At 60.9% G+C, this 23,476-nt stretch carries 9 protein-coding genes and 11 pseudogenes; 5 read left to right on the forward strand and 15 right to left on the reverse strand.

The features are described from left to right. Positions 1-83 precede the first annotated feature (83 nt). On the forward strand, positions 84-4,199 hold the full coding sequence (locus tag WDM24_RS06805) for a Ulp1 family isopeptidase (RefSeq protein ID WP_338830724.1): 4,116 nt from the start codon (positions 84-86) through the stop codon (positions 4,197-4,199). Positions 4,200-4,313: 114 nt separating this feature from the next. Here WDM24_RS06805 and WDM24_RS06810 read toward each other — a convergent pair. The 5 genes and pseudogenes from WDM24_RS06810 to WDM24_RS06830 all read right to left on the reverse strand — a co-directional run. Then, positions 4,314-4,559: pseudogene (locus WDM24_RS06810) on the reverse strand (transposase domain-containing protein); the annotation flags it as partial. Positions 4,560-4,586: 27 nt separating this feature from the next. After that, positions 4,587-4,807: pseudogene (locus WDM24_RS06815) on the reverse strand (hypothetical protein); the annotation flags it as partial. Between the two features lie 55 nt (positions 4,808-4,862). Beyond that, positions 4,863-5,443 (reverse strand): annotated as a pseudogene (locus WDM24_RS06820) (transposase); the annotation flags it as partial. Positions 5,444-5,469: 26 nt separating this feature from the next. After that, a pseudogene (locus WDM24_RS06825) lies at positions 5,470-6,059 on the reverse strand (transposase); the annotation flags it as partial. A 512-nt stretch (positions 6,060-6,571) separates the two neighbouring features. Next, positions 6,572-6,829, reverse strand: coding sequence for a LexA family protein (locus WDM24_RS06830; protein WP_247389996.1), 258 nt, complete (start codon positions 6,827-6,829; stop codon positions 6,572-6,574). Between the two features lie 43 nt (positions 6,830-6,872). Between WDM24_RS06830 and WDM24_RS06835 the strand changes: the two are divergent. Beyond that, a pseudogene (locus WDM24_RS06835) lies at positions 6,873-7,070 on the forward strand (helix-turn-helix domain-containing protein); the annotation flags it as partial. 110 nt (positions 7,071-7,180) lie between these two features. On the opposite strand, the gene istB reads toward WDM24_RS06835, so the two are convergent. Together istB and istA are read right to left on the reverse strand one after the other, a co-directional pair. Then, positions 7,181-8,023, reverse strand: coding sequence for an IS21-like element helper ATPase IstB (gene istB / locus WDM24_RS06840; protein ID WP_176535476.1), 843 nt, complete (start codon positions 8,021-8,023; stop codon positions 7,181-7,183). After that, positions 8,020-9,552, reverse strand: a complete 1,533-nt coding sequence (gene istA / locus WDM24_RS06845; protein WP_422389058.1) for an IS21 family transposase — start codon at positions 9,550-9,552, stop codon at positions 8,020-8,022. Before istA ends, istB begins: the two co-directional genes overlap by 4 nt. A gap of 195 nt (positions 9,553-9,747) precedes the next feature. Between istA and WDM24_RS06850 the strand changes: the two are divergent. After that, positions 9,748-10,677 (forward strand): annotated as a pseudogene (locus tag WDM24_RS06850) (IS630 family transposase); the annotation flags it as partial. A gap of 101 nt (positions 10,678-10,778) precedes the next feature. Here WDM24_RS06850 and WDM24_RS06855 read toward each other — a convergent pair. Beyond that, a complete protein-coding gene (locus WDM24_RS06855) occupies positions 10,779-11,663 on the reverse strand; it encodes a type III secretion protein (RefSeq protein ID WP_338696154.1) in 885 nt (294 codons plus the stop codon). A gap of 914 nt (positions 11,664-12,577) precedes the next feature. Here WDM24_RS06855 and WDM24_RS06860 point away from each other — a divergent pair. Further along, positions 12,578-12,838 (forward strand): annotated as a pseudogene (locus WDM24_RS06860) (transposase); the annotation flags it as partial. 204 nt (positions 12,839-13,042) lie between these two features. On the opposite strand, the pseudogene WDM24_RS06865 reads toward WDM24_RS06860, so the two are convergent. Then, positions 13,043-13,966: pseudogene (locus WDM24_RS06865) on the reverse strand (transposase); the annotation flags it as partial. Next, positions 13,848-14,222: pseudogene (locus WDM24_RS44425) on the reverse strand (IS110 family transposase); the annotation flags it as partial. The pseudogenes WDM24_RS06865 and WDM24_RS44425, both read right to left, overlap by 119 nt. 228 nt (positions 14,223-14,450) lie before the next feature. Between WDM24_RS44425 and WDM24_RS06870 the strand changes: the two are divergent. Beyond that, positions 14,451-15,326 (forward strand): annotated as a pseudogene (locus WDM24_RS06870) (IS3 family transposase); the annotation flags it as partial. Between the two features lie 1,799 nt (positions 15,327-17,125). Here the strand turns inward: WDM24_RS06870 and WDM24_RS06875 are convergent. From WDM24_RS06875 to WDM24_RS06895, 5 genes and pseudogenes are all read right to left on the reverse strand, one after another. Continuing rightward, positions 17,126-18,065, reverse strand: a pseudogene (locus WDM24_RS06875) (IS630 family transposase). Positions 18,066-18,156: 91 nt separating this feature from the next. Then, the gene (locus WDM24_RS06880; RefSeq protein WP_338830725.1) at positions 18,157-18,384 is read right to left on the reverse strand and encodes a DUF3329 domain-containing protein; all 228 of its coding nucleotides are present in this window, start codon (positions 18,382-18,384) and stop codon (positions 18,157-18,159) included. A gap of 85 nt (positions 18,385-18,469) precedes the next feature. After that, positions 18,470-19,387, reverse strand: coding sequence for a myo-inosose-2 dehydratase (iolE, locus tag WDM24_RS06885; RefSeq protein ID WP_338823127.1), 918 nt, complete (start codon positions 19,385-19,387; stop codon positions 18,470-18,472). A 181-nt stretch (positions 19,388-19,568) separates the two neighbouring features. Then, on the reverse strand, positions 19,569-21,419 hold the full coding sequence (gene iolD, locus WDM24_RS06890; protein ID WP_338696157.1) for a 3D-(3,5/4)-trihydroxycyclohexane-1,2-dione acylhydrolase (decyclizing): 1,851 nt from the start codon (positions 21,417-21,419) through the stop codon (positions 19,569-19,571). 20 nt (positions 21,420-21,439) lie between these two features. Next, positions 21,440-23,347 (reverse strand): bifunctional 5-dehydro-2-deoxygluconokinase/5-dehydro-2-deoxyphosphogluconate aldolase, encoded by a 1,908-nt coding sequence (locus tag WDM24_RS06895; RefSeq protein ID WP_338696159.1) that lies wholly within the window; start codon positions 23,345-23,347, stop codon positions 21,440-21,442. Between the last annotated feature and the right edge of the window lie 129 nt (positions 23,348-23,476).

A 23,476-nucleotide genomic window follows, 5' to 3' on the forward strand; every position in this document is an offset into this window, starting at 1 on the left:
CATCGCCATCGGAGGCGCAGCCCATCATGCAGGCGAGCGGGCACGAATGCCCTCCAGCGTCGCAGGATGGAGGCGGCGGGCCAATGCCAGGCGCCTCGGCGCTGCAGCCTGGCCAGTCAGCAGAGGTTTACGGTACCCGCAGGCGTCCTCTTTATTCCCAAGATGCTGACCTTATTTTGGGGCTTGAGGAGGCCCTCATCAAAGGGGGGGCTGTCAAACGCACTGCCAAGGAGAATGTAGGTCATCTTCTTAGATTGGGCCGCTGGCTCTTTGAAAACAAAAAGCAGGCCATTGCTGCTCGGCTCGACGACGAGTCGTTGACCGTTGATGCGTGCGAGTTCTTCGGAAAGGGTAATCCCACGAGACTCCTTACGGCAATAGGTCATCTCCGGACCTCGCAGTCGACGGGCGGAATCGTGCCGATCGCAGACCGCGCTAAGCTGAATCCTTATCCCCAGGACGCGGCTCTCATCGAAGAGTACAAAAACGAAGCAACGACAGGTACCGCCAGTACCTATGCATTTACCCTTAGCAGTTTCAGTGACTACCTGCGTGAAAACAACAAGAAGGGCATTGCTGCTCGGCTTTCCGGCAAGGCGTTGGATGGAGATGTCGGAGACTATAAGAAGGACGTCGGTGGTAATAGGCGGATCGGTGCCGCACTGGCTCATCTCCGAAAATCGCAGGCCGGCGTTAAAGCGATGGAGCTCGATCGCCATATTTCCTCCGGTCCTGATCCCGAACGCGCGGCCCTGATGGAGTCGAGGCGGGTCAGCGACGCCGCTGCGGAGCACAGCGCGTCGCAGCGAGCTTTCAGTTGGCCAGAGAAGCTTCCTGCAGAAGGCTACGATCAGGATTTGGTTTTGGGGCTGATGGACGAACCCGCTCCGTCGCACTCGGCGCTGCAGCCGGCTCAGTCAACTGGAGTTTTGAGAAGGCAGAGGAAGCAGCCACTTTATTCCGAGGATGGTCCCCTTATTTCGGGGCTTGAGAAGGCCCTCATCAAGGGCGGGGCCACCGAAATCAGCGCCAAGGCCAATGTATATTCTCTTCGCAGCTTTGGCCGCTGGCTTGTCGCAAATAACAAAGAGTCCATTGCTGCTCGGCTCGACGACGAGTCGTTGACCGTTGATGCGCGCGAGTTCTTCGGAAAGGGTAACCCCACGAGACTCCTTACGGCAATAGGTCATCTCCGGACCTCGCAGTCGACGGGCGGAATCGTGCCGATCGCAGACCGCGCTAAGCTGAATCCGTATCCCCAGGACGCGGCTCTCATCAAAGAGTACAAAAACGAAGCAACGACAGGTACCGCCAGTACCTATGCAGTTGTTCTTAACAGTTTCAGTGACTACCTGCGTGAAAACAACAAGAAGGGCATTGCCGCTCGGCTTTCCGGCAAGGCGTTGGATGGAGATGTCGAGAGCTATGGGAAAGACGCCGCCGGGGGTAATCGGAATATCGGTGCCGCACTGACCCATCTCCGAAAATCGCGGGCCGGCGCTAAAGCGATGGAGCTCGAGCGCCATATTTCCCCCTTTCCTGATCCCGAAGACGCGGCCCTGATGGAGACGAGGCGGGTCGGCGACGCCGCAGCGGAGCACAGCGCGTCGCAAGAAGCTGGCAGTTGGCCAGAGGAGCTGCTTCCTGCGGAAGCCCACGATCAGGATTTGGTTTTGGGGCTGATGGACGAACCCGGCCCGTCGTCCTCGGCGCTGCAGCCGGCTCGATCAACTGGGGTTCGCAGGAAGCAGCCTCTTTATTCCGAGGACGCTCCCCTTATTTCGGAGCTTGAGGAGGCCCTCATCAAGGGCGGGGCCGCTGAAGCCACCGCTAAGGATTATGCAGGTTCTCTTCGCAGGTTTGGCCGCTGGCTCTTCGCAAATGACAAAAAGGGCATTGCTGCTCGGCTCGACGACGAGTCGTTAACCATTGATGCGCGCGAGTTCATCGGAAAGGGTGATCCCGCGAAACTCCTTGCGGCAATAGATCATCTCCGGACCTCGCAGTCGACGGGCGGGATCGTGCCGATCGCAGGCCGCGCTAAGCTGAATCCTTATCCCCAGGACGTGGCTCTCATCAAAGAGTACAAAAACAAAGCAGCGACAGGTACCGTACGTACCTATGCAGTTGTTCTTAACAGTTTCAGTGACTACCTGCGTGAAAATAACAAGAAGGGCATTGCTGCTCGGCTTTCCGGCAAGGCGTTGGATGGAGATGTCGAGAGCTATAGGAAGGACGCCGGGGGTAATCGGAATATCGGTGCCGCACTGGCTGATCTCCGGAAATCGCAGGCCGGCGCTAAAGCGATGGAGCGCGAGCGCCATATTTCCCCTGTTCCTGATCCCGAAGACGCGGCACTGATGGAGCCGATGCCCGTCGGCGGCGCCGCTGCGCAGCACAGCGCGTCGCAGGACGCGGGCAGTTGGCCAAAGGAGCTGCTTCCTGTAGAAGGCTACGATCAGGATTTGCTTTGGGAGCTGATGGACGAACCCGGCCCGTCGTCATCTCTTCTTGAACCAGCCGCGCGCCATGACCAGTCATCGGATCCCGGAGAGTCCATTCGTCCCTTGAACTGGGGCTACGACCGCCAGCAGTTCCCGGACGAGCCGATCGGTGCACTTGCCAGGAGCAACCTCCTGCCAAGCGAGGAGGTCGTCATCAACGATGAGCATGACACAGCTGAATTGAGGCCAGCGAAAAGGCCGAGGACCCTAGACAATCTGCAAGGCCTTGCCATTGAGCGGCAGCTGAGCGAGATCGCCAATTCAGGCGGTCGCCTGCTGACGTCGGCCCCCACCCATCAACTGGGTGCATCGCCATGGCAGGCGCAGCCGACGATGCAGGGGAGCGGGTACCAAGATGCCACGACGCCGCAGCGAGCTGTCAGTCGGCCATTGGTCCTCCCGGAAGGTTATGATCAGGATCTGCGTTTGATGGTGGAAGACGGCCCACCGTGGCCCGGGGTTCCCCCGGAGCAGGCGCAGGACATAGTCCAAGCTGGACAGCAGAAACCTGCCTGGTCCGCCTCAACCTGGTCGCCGCAGATGCCGCTCAACTTTGATTGGGGTATGTGGCCGGTCCTGGAAGCATCGCCAGCGCACTCTGCCAGGGTTCACTCAGACACCTATGGCGGTCTTGAAGCAGCGGTTAATCCGAATTCGCCCGCATCATTTGAGTTGCGTGACAACGCTTGGAGCCCGCCGCCCGACTTTGCGCCGCCGTTTGCCGGGCCGGTACCGGGTCATCACCATGGCGCTCGACAGCTCGGCTCGCCGCAGCGGCTTTCTCCGATGCCAGCCTCCTCGGACGATGAAGCTTTGGCGTGGTTGAGCGAGGAGTTGTCGCGGCGGCAGATGCAAGCACCGGCGTCACCATCAACTGCCAGGGTTCAGCATCTCGCACTGGTGAATCCGAATCCGTCCGAGTTGCGCGACGATGCTCACTTTGCGCCAGCGCCGGCTGCCAGGGCTCGCTCAAGCACCTACGGCGGTCCTCCATTGGTTGATCTGACTGCGGCCACGCCGTCTGAATCACGCGACGATGTTAATTCTGTGCCGGCGTTTCCGAGCACCTCCTACGATGCTCAGATCGGGGCTTTAGGTCCGACAGCTTCGTCTCACGGCCGCGGGCTGGTGCTCGAGGACACGGAATGGCTGGGCGACGAGCATGTCCTGAGAGATTACCAGCTCCTGGCGCAAGAGTTGGGGGGGGACAATCCGAATCTCGCCGCCCGGACGCGGTTCGTGGATCCTCTCATAACCCTTGTTAGCCTGCGCTTGGGCACCGAGAGCGAAATGCTACGCGCATTCCAGCGCATCGTCCATGATCAGAATGGTGACGACACAGCCGACTTCCTGTTCCTGCCAGTGAACAATGCCCGTGCTACGAATCTCCCCGGCACCCATTGGTCGTTGCTGTTTGTTGATCGCCGCGACCGCGAAAGGCCGGTTGCCTATCGCTACGACTCCATGGGGGAATACAACAACACGCCCGCAGCAGAGCTCGCAGCAAGGCTGGGCGCCCGCCTGGAGTCACGCGGCATGACCCAGCAGCTGAACACTTATGATTGCGGCGTCTTCGTGGTGGACGGCACGCGGGCGCTGGTTAGGCAATTGGAGCAAGGACGAGCACCACACCTGCTGAACCTCAGCAGCCTCGTTGCCAATCGGCAGGCGCTGCAGAACCGACTCAGGGGCTGATGTCGTACGCATACGACGAAGACCGCCTGATTGAAGCGTGCGCGCGGGCACGACGAACTCTATGATGGTTTGCGTGAAGGTCAGGCGGCTTGCTGACCGGCGGGCTCGGCGCAGGAGCTTCCATTCCCAGGGCTGCAGTTCGTGCAGATGCGATGCGGGAAGATCGGCGATACGGGCGAGGACGTCGGCGAGTCAGGCCTTGGGATCGACTTTGTTGAGGCGACAGGTCGTGATCATCGTCAGCATGATGGCGGCACGGTCGGCGCCACGCTGGCTGCCGGCGAAGGTCCAGTTGCGCCTTCCCAAGGCGATGCCTCTCAATGCGCGCTCAGCACAATTGTTGGTCAAGCAGATCCTGCCTGTCATTCGGCCCAAACAGGGCTCTGCGTCGAGGGTAGAGGGTACCGCCGCGCTACCGGACAGGGCTGGTATCGGTAGGGTCACGAGATCGGGACGAAGCGCGAAATTGGTTTGCATTTGCACGCCGCCAAGCCGCACCGATCGCGTCCAAGACAAGCCGCCCGAGATCGTATCGCCCCAAGATAGATAATCAGGCGCTCGGTATCCGAATACGCCCACGTGGAGGCGAGGCGCGTCAGACCGCCAAACTCCTGTGACACTGAACCGCCCCGGGTTTGCGGAGGCAATTTAGTCTAGTTTAAGTTATGCCGCCATGGCGGGTTGTTCCAGCATGGCGTAGTAGCGTTTCTCGGCTTCGGCCGGCAGTATGTTGCCGATGGGCGCGAGGAGCCGTCGGTTGTTGAACCAATCCACCCATTCCAGGTCGCAATCTCGACGGCCTCGAAGCTGCGCCATGGGCCGCGCCGATGGATCACCTCGGCCTTGTAGAGACCGTTGATGGTTTCGGCGAGAGCATTGTCATAGGAATCTCCGACGCTGCCGACAGAAGGCCCCACACCAGCTTCAGCCAAGCGCTCGGTGCGCGCGCAATACAGGCTGTCGTAGATCCACTCGGCCGAGCCGACATCAAGGCTGGTGACGACGAAGCGGATGTCGAGGCCGAGCATCGTCGCCTCAATACGGGCGACGGTACGCCGTTCGCGATCCCAGGACTTGGCCTTGTGGCGCGTCTCGGTATAGCCACGCAGAACCGGCAGGTTCTCGATGGCGCGTCGCGTGCGGATGCCGTCGGCGGCCTCGTCGACTTTTCTGGCGAGCGGCTTGGTGCCGGACAGACCGAAGATGTAGTCGATGCCGTTGGTCTCGCACCACGCCATTGCCTCCGGTGCCTCCGGCCGGGCATAGTGCCCAGCCGCAGCTTCACGCTCCGGCTGCGGTCACGCAGCTTGGTCCCGACCGCACCCACGATATCCGTGATCTTCTTCATGGTGCGGGTCAGCACCCGAACTCCATCCCCCAATAACGTGCTGTCGGTCGGATGGTGGATGTTACTCTCCACGACGGGCGTATCCACGCGCATGCGCCGGCCCGCAACGACGCCGTTGTCATGCGCTATTTTCACCATTCGATCATTGATCTGCCTGAGCACCTGCGGCCCGATCGCCAAGCCCCATCGCCCCATGGTCTTGGCATCTGGCATCTTCCCGCTGCCCACTCGGGTGAAGTCGCGGTACACGAGGTTGGCGCGCACCTCGCGTTCTAAGGCGGCATAGCTCAAGTTCCGGATGTGCTTGAGGACAGCAGACGTAACACCACCTCGGCCGGCGAGCCGAGCCTGCCGCGGCTCTTGGGATGCCGCTTCGCCAGCGCTTCGTAGACCGTCGTCACGATGTCGTCGTCCGCCAGCACCCGATAGGCATACGCCATCCAGTCTTCGCGCAGATCGCTCACATCCTCGGTGATCAACCCGTCGCCGAAGCTGAGCTGCGCTCGCCGCATCTCAATCATGCCGTCGCCCCGCGCGCCTTCGATGCGGCTCCGGACGTAGCAGTTCATGGTTGAGCTCGCAGATGTCCTCAATCGCCTGCTTCGGCTGCTGATAATTGTCGAGCCAGCGGCGGACCTCGGCGACCCGCTCGCGGCGAACGCTGAACTGTTGCGTGCGCCGCCAGCGTAAGTCACGGTCAGCACGAACACCTGATGCCCTTCGCCGCGCGCGCATTTCGGGCAGCCCGGGGTGTGCCGGACAGTGCGCTCCAACAACGACCCACGCAGCAATTCGCCGCTAACCGGCAGCTTGCCGACGAGCTTGTCGCGCGCCTGAAGGGTTCGATGGCGAACCATCTACAAAAATGAATCAATGGCGACCGCGCAAGTCAAGCCTTGCTCCGTTCGACCTTGCAGTTTTCCGCCGAAGCGCTGATTCTACACGCGGCCAAGGCCTTCGAATTTTGCGCCGGGAAGTAGACTAGTGGCTCTGCACAGTGATTTTGACAGGTTGGGTCCGGCGGTTAGATTAGCTCCGGCAGGAGTTTCGGATCAATGAGGACCTCGATGCTGCGAGGCGTCCTTGGCTGCCGTCTGATGAGGCCGGCGCGTTCCAGCGTCAGCACCATCTGGTGAACCGAAGGCGGGCTGACGCGGAAATATTCCTGCATGTCGGTTTCGGCCGGGGGCCTGCGATGCAGCCGGGTATAGAGGTGGATAAAAGCCAGATACTGCCCCTGCGTGGGCGTGAAGGGTTTTGTCGAAGGACTCACGCCGGCCATCCGATTCAGTTGTTCGTGCGTGCCTCGAACGAGGAGGCAGGCCATGAATGTACGCTATCGAGTCGAACTCAGCCAAATCGAGCGCACCGAACTGAGGGCGCTGCTCAGCGGCGGCAAGCATGCGTCCCGGAAGCTCAAGCGCGCGCAGATTTTGCTGGCCGCCGATGCTGGGACCAGCGACGAGGAGATCGCAAGGAGCGTCGTCGTGAGCGGCCCGACCGTGTACCGGACTATAGCGCGACAATCAGGATGAGAGCGGCGCGTCAATCAAGATGAGACGAGGCGGCCGAGTCAGGAGATAATTGACGCTGGCCGCCTACTTGGCAAGCGTTGATTGACGCTGCGCGACAATCAAGCGGCGCTGCCAGCGTCAATCACAGTCTTGTCGAGTTCGTTGGGGGTCGTGTGAACAGGTGGCCGGCCTGGACCGCGCTTGCGATCGAGGGCAACTTTTCGACGGTAACTTTCGACGTTCATCTCGAGGATCGTGGCGTGGTGGACCAAACGATCGATGGCAGCCAACGTCATTGCCTGGTCCGGGAAGATACGCCCCCATTCGCCAAATGGCTGATTGGCCGTGATCAGCAGCGAGCGTCGTTCGTAGCGGGCGGCGATCAACTCGAACAGCACACTGGTTTCCGCCTGATCCTTGCTCACATATGTGATGTCGTCGAGGATCAGGAGGTCATAGCGATCGAGTTTGGCGATCGCGGACTCCAGCGCCAGCTCGCGCCGCGCGACCTGCAGCCGTTGCACCAGATCAGTGGTGCGCGCGAAGAGAACGCGCCAACCGTTCTCGACGAGAGCCAGGCCGATCGCCGTGCCGAGATGGGTCTTGCCGCCGCCCGGTGGACCGAACAAGAGCAAATTGGCGCCGGCCTTCAACCAGGCGTCGCCAGCGGCGAGCGCCATCGCCTGTGCCTTTGATAGCATCGGCACGCTTTCGAAGTCGAAGGTGGCGAGCGTCTTGCCGGCGGGCAAACGCGCTTCCACCATGTGTCGCTCGATCCGACGGCGGGTGCGATCGGCCGCCTCGTGCTCGGCAAGGGCGGCGAGGAAGCGGGCGGCAGGCCACCCTTCCTTGTCCGACTGTGCGGCGAGCTTCGGCCAGATCGCCTTGACGCCCGGCAGGCGGAGCTCATTGAGAAGCAGCTCGACACGGGCAGCATCGACGGAGGTAGCGATACCGGTCATGCTGCCTCTCCCAGGTTCGAGCGGCCCGACATGACGCTGACGGAGGCGAGTTCATCGTAGACGTCGAGCGGCGCCAGCTTGACGGCGACACGCGGGATCGAGGCCGCCTCGGGTCGGAAGCGGTCGCGCAGCGCGGCAAGATCGGGTAACTGTCCGGCGTCCAGATCCATCGCGATCACCTCGGCGAGTTCTGCTTCGCAGGCGCGCTCGTGAGCCAGCGCCAGAAGCTCGACCGTCACCTTGCAGGCGCGCCGGTCATCACCATGCTCCCGCAAGGTCTCGAACAGACGTTTGTAAGCTGCACGCGGGAAGAGTTGGTCGCGATAAACGAGATTGAGGAGCGCCATCGGCTTGCGCCGCAGGGCATGGATGACGTGCCGGTAATCCACAACATGACCGCCCTGGCTCTCGGACACAGGCCGACCGCGCCGCAGCGTCACGACCGGCGTGACGCCAAGGAAGCATTCGAGCCGGTCGTCGAAGATGCGCACACGCAGGCGATGGCCGATCAATCTTGAAGGCACGGTGTAGAATACGCGCCGCAGGATGAAGCCGCCTGACGACGTCACCGGGATCACTTTCTCCTCGAAGTCGGTCGTGCGGCCTTTTGGCAGCGGCGCCAAGGCCTCCTTCTCGAGCGCGATCGGCTTGGCGAGGTTGGCGTTGCGCCGGCCGACAATCTCGTCGACAAAAGCCCGGTACGCATCGAGACTGGCGAACTCGCGCGTCCCCCGCAGCAACAGCGCATCTTCCAGTGCCCGCTTGAGATGGCCGTGCGCGCTCTCGATCGAGCCGTTCTCATGTGCGATGCCCGCATTGTTGCGCGTTGGCGCCATGCCATAGTGGCCCATCAGCCCGGCGTAGCGCTGCGTCAGATCCCCCCGTGCGTCGGCGGCCAGATTGCGGAATGCTGCCGACAGGCTGTCGCTGCGATGCTCCCGCGGCACGCCGCCAAGCGCCCACAGCGCGTTCTGCAAGCCCTCCGCCAGGGCGACGAAGCTTTCGCCGCCGAGCACGACATGGACATGCTCGAAGCCGGAGAACGCCAACCGGAAGTGATAGAGCCGGTGATCGAGCGGCTCACCCGCGATGGTAATACCGAGCGCGCTCACGTCGGTGAAGTCGGACAGACCCAGGCGGCCGGGCTCGTGCTGCTGGCGGAAGATCACGTCCTGTTCGGGGCCGTTGAGCGCCCGCCAGGCGTTGATGCGCCGCTCCAGCGTGCGGCGGATGTTCGGGTTCAAGTCATGATGCCGTCGGCGCAGCTCGTCCAGCACGCCGATCACGCGGATGCCGGGCGCAGCCTTCAGGATCGGAACGATCTCGGCGTCCCAATACTGCCCGAGCGGATCGGACCGGCGCCGGCCCCTCGGCGTCTTCTTCTGCGATGGCGGGCGACAATCGCCCTCGATTCGATACGCGCTTGCCTTCGAGAACCCCGCCTTGGCCGCGGCGGCCTCGGGGGACAGTGTCAGTCGGTACGTCATGTACAGCCTCATCTGGTGGTCGGTGATGTGGAGGCCAGGCAAGGCATCGATTCCCTCTTGTCGAGACGAACCAACAGCTTGCACCAGCCGCACCCGGCCGCCAGACGGGTCCAAAAACGCGCGACGCCGATGGGGACGGTCCTCCGGTCGGGCTGCGCCCTCCCTTCGGTCCGTCCCCATCGGCGCAGTCTCACCTTGATTGTCGCTGGAGTCTCACCCTGATCGCCGCCGCGCAACCGGACCAAGCGACGCTTCGTGGAAGGCAATCTGGAGCGGACGCTGAGCGAAGAGCCGCGTGCCGGGGCGGAATGCAAACTCACGGCAAGGAAGAAGCCTTGCTGGTGGCGACAGCCTGCGCCAGTCCCCCAAAGGGCCGTGCCCGCTGGACGCTAAAGCTGCTGGCGGCTGCGATGGTCAAGCTCACCGAACACAAGAGCCTGTCGCACGAGACGGTTCGGCGGCGCCTGGCCGAGAATGGCCTCAAGCCCTGGCGCAAAGACATGTGGTGCATTCCGCAGGTCGGCGGCGAATACGTCGCCCGCATGGAGGATGTGCTCGACCTCTATGCCGAGGTGCCCGACTCCAGACGGCCAGTGGTGTGCTTCGACGAAAGCCCGGTGCAACTCATCGGCGAGGTGCGTCAGCCCATTCCGGCCAAGCCCGGCCACCTCGAACGTTACGATTATGAGTATCGCGCAATGGCACGGTCAATCTCTTCGTTCTCTTCGACGTGCATCGCCCCTGGCGCAAGGTCAAGGTCACCGAGCGGCACGAGATTACGCCCAATGCATGCGTGATCTCGTCGACATCCATTATCCCGACGCCGAGATCATCCGGGTCGTCCAGGACAATTTATCGACCCACTCCGCCGGCGCCCTCTATCAGGCGTTCCCGCCCGCCGAAGCCAGGCGGATTTTGCGACGGCTCGAGTTCCACTACACCCCAAAGCACGCAAGTTGGCTCAACATGGTCGAGATCGAAATCGGCGTCCTGCGAGGCCAGTGCCTGGATCGCAGGATTGACGACCCCAAGCGACTGCGCCGCGAAATCACCGCCTGGGAACGACAACGAAATGCCGCCCGCTCCCGCATCAAATGGATGTTCACAACAGACAAGGCTCGCGCCAAAATGGCAGGCGCCTATCCCGCCACTTCCAAAGAGTCATAATCACTGTGACGAGGTACTAGACGCAGATCTCACGCGGGCCCACGCCAAGCGCAGCGCGTGCCGCAACACGCAGTGCCCATCGAGACGACACGGAGTCGTCGTCAATATTCCGGCGGCACCACCGGCGGACGATCCTGATGGTCTAGGAGCCCAACCTGTTCCAGCACCGAGTGAATAAAATGCGGGGCGCCTGCCTCATGGGGAGACAGCCCATAGAATTCCTGCGCCGCCATCGAGACCAACTGCTCCTGCTGTTCCCGCGGAAACTGCTCTAGGGCTTCCCTCGCTTTTGCGGCGAACTCGGCCGACACTACCTGAGTTTCCAAAAAGCGATCATGTTGGGTGGGATTTCGGCGCAAATGCTCCAGCCAATTCGCTGTGTGTTCGTCTTCGTCCGGGTGGACGAGAGGTATCAGTTGTTCGACGCGATCTTTCAACCACAGGGCGCCGTCCTTGTCGGTACTCAGGTCCTCTCTCTCCACCTGGACGTGCGCCCACGCGCTGTCTTTCAGCCGCACCGCCGGGCCGTTCGACCAGCCGTCCTGCACGATGGTCGTCTCTCCATCGCGTCCGTTGCCGCGGCGTAGCTCGTTCCATGCGTGTCCAGTTCGCGTGGCCGAGATGGTGTGATCGGCGTTCAGTTCCATAATTTCCACCTCGCCGCCTGCATTCACGACCGATTCACCATCGCGCAAATGCGGCGCGTGCGAGACTGCAGCGAGGCGCGCGAATTGATCGCAAAAGCCTGCGCCCAGCGCGCCCGCCAATGCCATCTGGTTGTTGCGATCGAGTCCGCGGTAGGCCAGACGTGAGGCTACGACGTTGTGCCCGTGGGACGGCTCGCCATCCGCATGAACGTTGCCGCGTCCGTGCCTGAGCAGCAGGCGAACGTCGTGCACTGTCTGACCGGCCGCGGTGATCCGAGCGGGGCTTCTGACCGGATCGCCAGTCATCATGGCCGCAATGAGGTAGGCGAGTTGCTGCATCTCATGTCGCTGTAGTGCCACACCGCGTCGTTGTTGCAACGTGTTCGGCGACGTTCCCAGAGCAACTCGGGGAGCCATCGCGGCCGGTCCCGATGCCGTCGAAATTAGCGCGGACCATTGGCGATCGCTGGCGCTGCGGGCCGTTGAGTGCGATGCGCCGTCGGCGCTCGAACTATCATAAGGCGAGCCTACTACTGAAGGCTTTGAACAACAAATTCCCACAAGCAATCTCCTTTATGCTGATGAAATTTCACTGCACCAATGCTCCTACAGAGGAGCTCAGGCGGCACCGTTAAGCCAACGGATTGGAGCGGCCGGGATATCCCCTTCGCGCCCGGCACGCGGAAAACGGAACATGATAGCCTTCATGCACATTCCCGTTAGTCTATCTAGACTCTCATTCCGCTGGTCCGCCGCGGAAATTGAGCGCACGCGCCACGTACCAAGAAAGATCATCGTCGGACGACGCTGACTCGACACATCCTTCGTCTTCGTCGCTACTTCGTTCAGCGGGATCCTCGCTCTCGGCTTGAAGATACAGCCGGGGCTTGTCTGCCCGCTGCCATTCACCCTCGTTGTTCATCGTCCACTTATCGGACCGTCGAGGGTCAAGCACGAACTGGTTCTACCCCACGTCAACAAAGCCCATCTGCTCCAGACGGGGCTTCGCCGCATCGTTGTGGGTTGGCTGGATGAACATGTGATTCTGCTATCCACGCGATTCGCTCTTATCGACTGATCTGCGCTGTAGTCAATATCGGTCTTCTTAGGACTTGCTAGCAGGGTAAGCGAGCAATCTGACAACAAGCTGACGCACAGAAGAGTGCAGAGCCGGCCCCGGAATTCTGCACAGGGCGATAAGTGGAGTTTCTGCCTGACAGCGGGCACGCCGTGCCTGCGAATCAGGAGCGACAATGAGCAGAAGAACACGCCGGAACCACACGCCGGCCTTCAAGGCGAAGGTGGCGCTCGCCGCCGTGAAGGGCGATCGAACGCTGGCTCAGCTTGCCGAGCAGTTCGACGTCCACCCCAATCAGATCACGGCGTGGAAGGCTCAGCTTGAAAGCAAGGCCGCCGGTGCGTTCGGTCCCGGCGGCGGCTCCGGAGCGGAACAAGCAGCCATCGATGTGAAGTCGCTGCACGCCAAGATCGGCGAACTGACGCTGGAGAACGATTCCTAAGAAACGGCAGCATCTACTTTTCGGCTCCAAGGGATGGAGAACAAAGCCGAATGGCTTGGCACGCCGATGCAAATTGTTGACCACTCGCGTCCGGTAACGCGTCTCGTAGGACGAGGCCTTGGGATCGACATAGTCCATTCCGTATCGCACAGCATTGTAGAACAGAACTGCGATCTTCCGGGCCGTGGCGGTCACGGCCTTGGCCTTGCCGATGCGTGCTGAGAGCCGTCTATAAAAGGCGCCGAGCGCAGTGTCTGTACGCCCCACGGTCACGGCAGCAAGGCGCAGAAGTGCCGCCGCTCGGCCGCCGGATCGGCGCGTTCGGGACGAGAGCATTTTGCCGCCGGAGACCTTGTTGCTCGGCGCCAGTCCCAGCCAGGAGGTAAAATGCTTTGCACTTGGCCACGAGGAGAGGTCGTCGCCGCATTCAGCGATCAGCTTCAGCGAGAGGTAAGGACCGAGGCCGTCGATCGCGGTGAGGTCCTTTCCGAGCAACGCGAACAGCGCCTCGCGGACGTCGAAAGCTGGAGCGTTCGCCTGATCGGTTCGATTCCGACGCCGCGAGACCTGCGGCGCTGATCCGTGGCCATGACCGCGATGGAAGCTCAGTTCCTTCAACACGGCTTCAATTCGGGCGTCGCAGGCAGATGCCTTCTCGTGGTAGGCGTCGTAAAGCGCAAGTGCCTGCTCGAGCGCAAACAGATGCTCGGCGCGGTAGCTTCCGGTGAGCACCTTCGCGATCGTCTCGGCGCTGGAGCGGCAACTATAATGGCGCAAGCACGCCAGCGCCTCAGGATCGCGCTCGCCGGCAAGGATCGCTCGTATGATACGCAGGCCGGTCACGCCGGTGATGTCGGTGACGACGTGGTGCAGCTGAAGATTCATCTCCGTCAAGGCCTTCTGCATATGCTGGATGTGTGAGGCCGCGTACTCCAGCAGACGCTCGCGCTGACGCACGTAGGCTCTCAGCTCGGCAATCTGCCCTTTGGGCCGAAAGCTGGCCCGCAAACCCGAATGAATGGAGCCGCTGCAGCCATTGCGCATCGCTGACATCGGTCTTGCGCCCCGGCACGTGCTTGGCATCGCGCGCGTTGACAAGAAACACGTTAAATCCCCGGGCATCGAGAAGCTCGAAGATCGGAATCCAGTAGACGCTGGTCGATTCCATGACGACAGTCTCGACGCCGCATTCAGTAAACCAGTCGACTAGCCGATGCAGATCAGCCGTGAAGGTACCGAAGCTGCGGACTGGCTCCGGTGCGCGATCTGCCCTCACGGCAGCCATGTGCATAGTCGCTCCGACGTCGATGGCAGCCGCGTCCGGGTGCACCATCTGCATCTTACCTCCGTTCCTCGACTTCGATCTTTTGGGGTTCATCTCTAATCCTCCTGCTGACGGCGGCGGAAGGGCTGGGCTGCGCTATCCGTCAGATTCCTAAACGGGATCGCCGGATGGCGTCACCACTCTCAAGTGCGCGACAACCCATGGACCAGGTTTTTTGACGGGGTCACGTGCCACCAAAATCGTATCGGCCGCTCCCTCCCGGTCGGCAATCTAGCGCCGGTCCGTTTCTATCCCACAGGGGGAGCGCAGCGCCGCGCATAGTTTTTTAGAAGGAGCGCTCACCAAGGCGGGATTGCTGAGCGCAAAGCGATGATCGACCGTGAGCACGAGCTGTCGATCACCAGGCAAGCGGAGGCTTTGAACATCGGCCGCGGCAGCGTGTACTACCTGCCGCGGCCGGTGCCGGACGCCGACCTTGCGATCATGCAGCGCCTCGACCGGCTGCATCTGGAGTTCCCTTTTGCCGGCTCTCGCATGTTGCGAGGGCTGCTGGCTGCCGATGGGTGCAAGATCGGCCGTCGGCATGTGAAGACGTTGATGCGGCGGATGGGGATAGAAGCGCTCTGTCGCCGTCCACGCACGACAAAGCCCGAGCCGGGCCACAAGATCTACCCGTACCTGCTGCGCGGAATGGAGATCACGCGGCCGAACCAGGTGTGGGCGATGGACATCACCTACATCCCGATGGCCCGCGGCTTCGTTTATCTGGCGGTTGTGCTCGACTGGTTCAGCCGCCGCGTGCTGTCGTGGCGCGTATCGATCACCATGGAGGCGACGTCCTGTGTCGAGACGCTTCAGGATGCCCTGGCTCGTCACGGCAAGCCGGACGTCTTCAATACGGATCAGGGCTCGCAGTTCACCGGACAGGCTTTTACCGGCGTGCTCGCCGACAACGGCATTGCGATCAGCATGGACGGCAAGGGAGCCTGGCGAGACAACGTGTTTGTCGAACGGCTATGGCGCAGCGTCAAATACGAGGAGGTGTATCTGCGGGCCTATGACAGCGTCAGCGAGGCCCTCGCGTCGATCGGCCGATACCTCGACTTCTACAACGGTCGGCGCCCGCATTCGAGCCTTGACGGCGTCACCCCCGATCAAGCCTACTTCAACCCGCTGCCACTCCGCTTGGCAGCCTAACCATGGCAGAGACTCCACTTATCGACGCGGAAAATCTGTTCAGACAACCGGAGCCAGCTCAGGCTCTGACGTATTTCCACACGGTTACGCAAAGGAGACTCGCGCTTGTACTGCCAAAGGCGATTGCGGCTCGTGCGGACATAATTTCATCACAGCCTGCTTCTTGCGCCTTGGCCGACTTCGGCTTGGTTTCGCAAAAGGCTGTCAGGGCGCTCTTGAACAGGGTGATCACAACACATGAATTGTCCGCAACAAGCACCTTGGCTCGCTTTTTATGGGCGGAACGTTCCAAACGGCTTTCTGCATTCTATCCTCCCGTGGCACACTGCAGACAAGCAGGCGTACCACGGTAGCCTGAACGGGAATGTTAGGAAAGCCGCACAACAGGACCAACTCGTCTCCAGGCGACTACCCGACCCAACTGTCGACTGACTGAAAGAAGACGAGCGCGAGCGCTGCTGCATCGAATAAGCCCATTCGGCGGTCCTCACTCATCCACGGTTTGCGAGGCGGCGGGACATGTCGCCCAAGCGCAGGAATGTGCCTCGCGATCAGCCCGGCTAGGCTATGCTTGTTTGTGCATCCGTAGCGCTCGAACGCTGCTCTGACCTGATCGCGCGAATATGCAAAAACGGGAACGTCGCGGTCTTTCGCGAGCATCGAGGCATCGAGACCTGTGATCCACCGCGCTCGTTGTGTGCCCTGCGCGGACGTGTCCTGGATAACGAGGACATCAGGAGCATATCGATCGACGATTTGCGTGATCCGCAGGCGACATCCGTTGCATTTTCGAGGCCCGCGTATCTCGCGTATTCCCCAATCGAACGGCGATGCATGGCCTTCGAACACGACGAATGCGAAACCGCGCGTGTTTATGTAAATTGAGAGAGTGAGCCCATGTCGATCAGCGCGCGTCATACGGCACGAAACACGCGCTTTTCAGCCCGTTCTAGTAATCTCTCCAGGAAGTCCAACTTGAATTGCGTCGTGTTAGATGGGTTTCCTTGAAGCTCCTCATAGAGATCATTTGCGCGCCGAACGGTGACCTCATGGAGCTCCGACATAAGCGCTGGAAATAGCTCCGACGGAGTTGTGTCAAACAGCAGCGCGAATATAAACGCGGCCTCAAGGCTCGATTTGCGCTTCGCGCCCTCAAGGCGCGAGATAGCCGTGCGGCACTTGACCCCGATAAGAAAAGCAATCTCCTTTTGCGTAAATCCAAAGCGGCGGCGAAGAGGTCGAACGTATGATCCAAGATCGTGTTTCATAATTTGCGTGGCCTATGGCTGGCACACACGCAATTATTCACTTGAGAACGCCTCGGTTCGAGGGCACGAAAAAGTGCCGACTCGGTACCGAAATAAAACGCCGTACCCCATTTTGGCTTAGGCAATACTGCCAGCGGTTCGATGAAAGGAGTGTGGAGCGGAACAGGGAGATGTGGGGAGTTCGCGCGGCGTGACCGTGAGTTCGAAAATGGCGATCAGCCCTTGATCAGCGCCACCCTATGGCGTACCTGCTACTTCCCCGAAGTCCCCATGTCCCCTTCTGTATCCATCATTACGTTATCGGCAAAAACATTCACGCCGTACCGTTCGCATAGAAGCTCCACTTTCTCCTTCTCGCGGGAACGACATTCACCCCGTGAGATTTGTACGTTTGACGATTGAGCTTGTTGCGGAGGATGCTCCCTATCCACCGGTTGGTGATTGGCCGATCCTATTCGGCGCCGTGCCGATTGATGAAACTCATCGTAATCTCGCCGACGGCAAGAACGGGCCGCCTAGAGCATTTTCCGATCATGTTGCGTCGCAACCAGCCGCGACGAGATAATTTTGACATTCCTCGGGTGAGAAGCGTTTGAGAGAGTTGGCGATTGCTTGCCAGAGATCGGGCATGGTGCGCGCTGCGGCGGCCCGCAACAACGCTTTCAGTTTGGAGAAGGCCATTTCAATCGGGTTGAAGTCTGGACTGTGGGGCGCAAGATAGAACAGGCTTGCTCCGACAGCCTGGATGGCCTCTCGAACGCCATGGACCTTGTGAGTGGGCATGATACGGTATCGCCCGGCCGCAGCGATGGGGCGAGCAATTGCTCGACGTAGGCCAGGAACGCGTCGCCATCCACTGGACCGTCCAGAACAAGCGGCGCGATCAGACCGTCGGAGCGCAATTAGCGGTGAATGTCATCATCGTCTTCCAATGTCTGTGTGGGATAGCTGCACGACATCGCTCGCCGCGTGGCGAGCGCCCGTAACGCCGCGCCATTTTAGTGTTGGCGCTGGTTTCGTCGATGTAAGACGAGACGCTCAGGGTCAAGATCGATTTGCCCTTCGAACCACTCCTCACGCGCGGCATTTATATCGCCGCGCCGTTGCTCGGCGGCGTGCGCTGTCTTTTTATAAGTTTGATCTTTCTGCGCTGGAAAAAACGCTAGAGCGACGTGATGCCAGTCGATATTCCACGACGTTTCAACAGTTCTCGCAACTCGGCGAGCGTGATATCCGGCTTCGCTGTCACCGCCTCCAGAATCAATTGCGAATGCGCTTCGATGCGCTGCGATTTGCGGTCACCGCCCTGGCGTTTAGGAACGATGTCGCCAACTGCCTTGAGGCGAGCGCGCCAGCGGATCGCGCTGGCCGCGCTGGCACCAAAGCGCTCAGCAGCCTGTCGACAGGATACGCCACCGTCAATCGCGGCTACCACCCTTTGGCGAAGATCAACTGAAAGCGCCCTGGCCATACATGCTGGCCTCCCTCGCCAGCATGTAGCTTGAATCTGACTCGCGCCGTTTTGGGAATCCCCACCCGATTCTTTCTGGTCGGAAAATGCTCTAGACATCACCCGCCCCTATCGCGCTTCGATCTGTGTCGTTCCCGGTCTTCGACGAATCGTATGTGTAGAGAAATCGCCAGAACGCGTAGCCGGTAAACGCCAAGGCGATCGTCCCCCAGCCAGGCGAATCGGCCCAAAATCCGGTAGCCATCCAAAGGGCGCACAGCGCGACCAGCACGACGCGGCGCCAAGGCGGGTTCAAAAAGGGATGTTCGCTGTTATCCATCACATCATCCCGGTACGTCGATGTGGGCAACAGAGCCATTCGTACACGAAAGCTGCCGGCAACGGAAAAGCATCCCAATTGCCAGTCAGCGCCAGGGAAAGGTGGGGGCTTCCACAACATAGCCCGCCTTGGTCGTCACCCGCATGAGTTCGGCATAGCCCATTTCGGCCATTCTGAGCGGCGGATTCTTCCTCGGATCCTGCTCGGCCTCAACAACGAACCAGCCCTCATAGCCATAGCCAGCGAGCTTCTGCACGATTGCGCCGAAATCCAGCGAGCCGTCGCCGGGAACAGTGAAGGCGCCCAGCGCGACGGCGTCGAGGAAAGATTGCGTCCTCCAATCGAGCGCTTTGATGACGGGGCCGCGGATATCCTTCACATGCACGTGGCTGATGCGCTTGTGGTGGTTGTCGATGACGCGCAGCACGTCGCCGCCCGCGAAGGCCAAGTGGCCAGTGTCGAACAGCAACGGGATGCCTTCTCCCGAACACTTCATAAAGGTATCAAGTTCGTGCTCGAACTGCACAACCGCGGCCATGTGATGATGGTAGGAGAGCGGCATGCCCTGCCCAGCGCACCATTCACCAAACTCGGTCATCCTCCTGGCATAGGCCTTCATGTCGGCGTCGCTCAGCACTGGCTTGGTCGCTAGAGGCCTTGAGCGATCGCTCTGGATCGAATGGCCAACTTCACCATAGACGATGCAGGGTGCGTTCACGGCCTTGAACAGATCAATCATTGGCTGGATGCGATGCTTGTTGGTCGCGATGTCTTCGTTGACGAGCGTGCCAGAGAACCAGCCGCCGCACAGCGCAACGTTAACCATCTTTAGAATCGACGACATGACCGTCGGATCGTCGGGGAAGCGGCGGCCCTTCTCGATGCCGGTGAAGCCGGCCGAGCGAGATTGGCGTAAACATTCTTCAAGCGAAACATCGTCGCTCAATTCGGGAAGATCGTCATTCCACCACGCGATGGGGGATATGCCCAGTTTGGCCTTCACGTGATACTCCTATCAGCCTAGGAGAGCCCTGAGCCAATTCTCATCTCTGCGTCGCAGTTCGCTGGTTCTCGGCTTGCCGAAGGGCGGGACTGTCCGGCGGACCAGCGGCGATGCTTCTGCAACCCGCGACACCGTCGAGCGATGGATGGATGGGAATTCGCGCAAAGGTGCATTGCCACTTCTAATTCCCGACGCGTTGTTGCTTCACTGCTTGCTCATAGGCCTTGCGCGCTTCCTGCACCTGCTCGCGCGAGCTGACTTCCGGAACCACGACATCCCACCAGTGTCCGCCAGCCTCGGTCGTGACGTGAGGATCCGTATCGATCACGATGACGGTGGTGCGGTCGTTCACTTTCGATTTCTCCAGAGCTGCTTCCAGCTCGGCGATCGATGCTACATGCTCCGAGAATGCGCCCATGCTCGCGGCATGTGCAGCAAAGTCAATCTTCGGCAGCGTATCGTGCTGGCTGTCCTTCAACAGATTATTAAAGTTAGCGCCGCCGGTTGCCATCTGGAGCCGGTTGATGCAGCTGAACCCGCCGTTGTCGAGTACGACGATGGTGAGCTTCAGGCCCAGCATGACGGAGGTGGCGATCTCGGAATTCAGCATCAGATACGAACCGTCGCCGACCGGGATTACGATCTGCTCGTTGGGCCGCGCCAGCTTGACGCCAAGGCCCGCCGCGATCTCATAACCCATGGTCGAGAAGCCATAATCGACGTGATAGGAGCCGGGACGGCCCGCCTTCCACAATTTGTGCAACTCGCCGGGGAGACTGCCTGCAGCCTGCACCAGCACGACGTACGATCCAAAAACGCGATCGAGTGCGCCAATGACCTGTGCGTCAGACGGAAACTGTGCATTCGTGCTGGCTCGCGCGGTGTCTGCTTCCACCTGCCAAGTGGTCTTGCCCTTCTCCGCCTTGCCGGTCCAGCGCACGGGTGCTTTGTAGCCCTTCAACGCGGCCAGAAGCTCGTCCAGTCCTCCACGCGCATCCGTCACGAGTGGCAGCGCGCGATGCTTGTGGGCGTCGAACGGTTGTACGTTGAGGCCGACGATGGTTTTCCCGTCGTTCTTGAACAATGCCCACGACCCCGTGGTGAAATCCTGCAGGCGCGTACCGACCGCCAGGATCAGGTCGGCCTCCTCGGCAAGGCGGTTGGACGCCGATGTACCGGTGACGCCGATGGCGCCCATGTTCAAGGGATGGTCATCCGGCAACGACGACTTGCCGGCTTGGGTTTCGCAGACAGGAATTCCCGTTGCCTCGGCGAAGTTTGTCAGCGCGGCGGACGCCTCGGAATAGAGCACGCCCCCGCCGGCGATGATCAACGGCTTCTCCGCAGCCATCAGCGCCTCGGCTGCTACGGTGAGCTCGCCCAAATCGGCGCGCGGACGTCTTGGCATCCACATCCGCTCCTCGAAAAAGCTCTCGGGGTAGTCGTAGGCTTCCGCCTGCACGTCCTGGCACAATGCCAGCGTCACCGGCCCGCATTCGGCCGGGTCGGTCAACACCTGCATAGCCCGGTTCAACGCCGGAATGATCTGTTCAGGTCGAACGATACGGTCAAAATAGCGAGACACCGGCCTGAAGCAGTCGTTCACGGTCGCCGTGCCGTCGGTGAAATTCTCGGCTTGCTGCAAAACCGGGTCCGGGATGCGGTTAGCGAAGGCGTCGCCGGGCAACAGCAGGACAGGCAAGCGGTTGACGTATGCCATGCCTGCGGCGGTCAACAGATTGAGTGCGCCTGGTCCGATCGAGGTCGTCACTGCCATGAAACGGCGGCGGAAATTCGCCTTGCCGTAGGCGATCGCCGCATGCGCCATCGCTTGTTCATTGTGAGCACGGAAAGTCGGCTGTTTGTTACGCACGGCATAAAGTGCTTCGCCCAGACCGGCGACGTTGCCGTGACCGAAGATCGCCCAGACGCCGCCGAAGATCGGTACCACCCTGCCATCAATTTTGGTCCGCTGGCACGTCATGAAACGTATGAGGGCTTGTGCCATCGTCAAGCGGGTCGTCTTGGGCATGAAATTGCTCCAGCAGAAGTTTATGCCGCCTTGCGCTCGCGGGAGGCTAGCCATGCTTGGCTCAGTCGCTCGAAACGAGCGGCCATGTCGGCGATCGCCTCCTCATCTGACATCTTGCCCGCCAACCACTCTTCGGCGGTATGGGCGATGATCGTGCGCCCGACGGCGAAGCCCTTGATGATCGGAACGTGCGCCGTCGCCACAAACGCTGCCTCGAGCTGGTCCTGCGGTGCTTCCAGTCCGAGCAGCATAACGCCCCTGCACCAAGAGGCGTGCTTGACGATGGTCGCTTCGATCCGTACCCAGGCGGTGGCGGAAACCTGCGGTTCAAGCTTCCACCACTCCGGCTTGATGCCCAGCGCGTAGAGTTCGTCGAGTGCGCGCTGGATCGTGTCGTCCTGCAGCGTGCCGTGCTTGCCGGCGATAATCTCGATGAGGAACTCGCGGCCGACCTTGTGCGATGCGTCGAAGAGCGCGCGAAGCTTTTCCTGCTGTTCCTTCTTCAGTGGCGCGGGATCGTCGGCATGACAGAAGCACAAGCACTTGATGCAGTGATCGAGCGGCCAGCCGATCAACTGAGATCCGATGTCCTGTGAGAACTCGAAACGCAGCGGCCGCGAACCTGGCAGCTCGACCGGCCGGCCGAGCCAGGAGAACGGATGGCGCGCGAATTCGAACAACGCTTCGCGGCCGAAGCGCTCGTCGATCAGCATACCGTAGTCGTCGCGTCCGGCAGCCACTCGGACTGCTGCCTTTACCGCCAACACCTTGAAGGCATTGATGCGCGAGGGCTCTGCGTCCACCCTCACGGCGACCTCCTCGAGCTGGCTGCGGTGATCGCACGCCAGCGCCATGACCGAGGGGATCTCGCGCCGTCGCGTCGTGGCCCAATGGATGTGGTTGATCGTCTCGTCCTTGCGCAGCGCGGTGAACGGGCTGCCGTGCTCGAGGAAATATCGTAGCTCCTCGAACGTTGGATACTCGGGCGCGCATAGCAGCCGCGACACGGCAAATGCGCCGCAGGCATTCGCCCAGGTCGCTGCCGTGGCGAGGCTTTCACCGCCCAGCCAGCCGCGCAGGAAGCCCGACATGAAGGCGTCGCCGGAGCCGAGCACGCTGAAGACTTCGATAGGGAAGCCCTTGCCGAAAATGCCATCCTCGAGATTGTCGCTGATGTTGCCATCATAGACGACACAGCCCATGGCGCCCCGCTTCAGCACGATGGTCGCATCGGAAAGCGCCCGTATCGCCTTCAAAGAGCCAACAACGTCATCCTCTCCGGTGGCTATTCGAATTTCCTCCTCGGTCCCAACGATTAGGTCGCAGTCGGCGAGCACGGCACGAAGCTTGTTGGAAACGGCATCCGATTTCACATAGCGTTCGGCCGCATACCCGGCAAGGCCCCACAGGTTCGGCCGGCAATCGATGTCAAACACCACCTTGCCACCCGACGCCTTGATCGCCTTGAGCTGGGCGGCTTCCGGAGCGGAGAAGTGCGTACCGGTCACCACGATTGATCGCGCGGAGGCAATGAAGCTCCGATCGACGTCCTCAGGCGAGAGCGCCATGTCGGCGCGATCCGGGCGGACGAAAATCATCGGCGAAACGCCTTCGTCCTCGACGGCGAGCAGGACCAGCGCACTCAGTCGGTCCGGATCGCTCTTCAGCGCCTCGACATTCACACCCTGACGTATCAGTTGCTCGCGGATGAAGGATCCCATTTGCTCGCCGCCGACGCGGCTCAGCAGCGCCGAAGGCAGGCCGAGCTGCGCCGTGCCGACCGCTACGTTAGCCGGACACCCGCCAACCGATTTGGCAAAGGAGGCGACGTCTTCGAGCCGCGAGCCAATCTGCTGGCCGTAAAGGTCCACAGAAGCCCGACCGATGGTGACAACATCGAGCTGCCTAGCTCTGGCGATCTCAACCAAAGCGACCTCCTAGCTATGAAATGGCCCTTTCGTATTTGAAACACTGGTTTTTTCTGGTCAAGATGAAATGTTTATAGCATAAATGTCGGGCCCTACTTTTGATGACGGATCTCCGCGACGCGAATAGCC

Source organism: Bradyrhizobium sp. 27S5 (assembly GCF_037217225.1).
Taxonomy (GTDB): domain Bacteria; phylum Pseudomonadota; class Alphaproteobacteria; order Rhizobiales; family Xanthobacteraceae; genus Bradyrhizobium; species Bradyrhizobium septentrionale.